The following is a 544-nucleotide window of genomic DNA, read 5'->3' as shown; positions in this document are numbered from 1 at the left end:
CTCGATCGCGACCTCGGCCTCCTGCACGCCGTCGAGCGGGGCGAGGTCGGGTGCCGGCGCGGCGGTGGCCGCCCAGAGCGAGCGCTCGCGCGGCGTCACGGCCCGGCGCTCCGCAGATGCGCGGCAAGCAGCGCGGCGGCGCGACGGTTCGCCCCGGCTTCCAGCGCATCCAGCACCGCAAGATGCTCGCGGCAACTGTCCTGCACCCGCGCCGCCCCGAAGCGCCAATCGGTGTTCAGCAGCGCGCGGAGCCGGTTCTGCGCCGCGACGGCGTCCAGGAAGAAGCGGTTGCCGCTGCCCGCGGCGAGGCCGGCATGGAAGGCCGCGTTCATTTCGAAGAAGGCGACCGCGTCGCCGTCGCGCCAGCGTCGGGCCAGCACCGCCCGGTGCGCCGCGCGCATCTCGCGCGCGAAGCCCGGATCCAGCCGGTAGCCGGGTTCCAGCAGCGCCGCGGGTTCGAGCGCGAGGCGGAAGCGGTGCGCGGCGGCGCGGTCCTCCGCGCTGGCGAGGCCCGGCGCGAAATGCCAGCCCTGCGCCGGGTTCC

The 544-nt window shown here is 76.5% G+C and carries 1 protein-coding gene; it reads right to left on the bottom strand.

What is annotated here, in order from left to right:
- Nucleotides 1–95: 95 nt before the first annotated feature.
- Nucleotides 96–544: FCD domain-containing protein (locus tag L2I40_RS24325; protein WP_237217892.1), on the bottom strand; the 449-nt coding region annotated here is incomplete at its 5' end.

This window comes from Falsiroseomonas oryziterrae (assembly GCF_021864505.1).
In the GTDB taxonomy this organism is placed as follows: Bacteria; Pseudomonadota; Alphaproteobacteria; order Acetobacterales; family Acetobacteraceae; genus Falsiroseomonas; species Falsiroseomonas oryziterrae.
The sequence above is the reverse complement of the archived record's forward strand: the minus strand, read 5'-3'. Positions and strand labels throughout refer to the sequence as shown.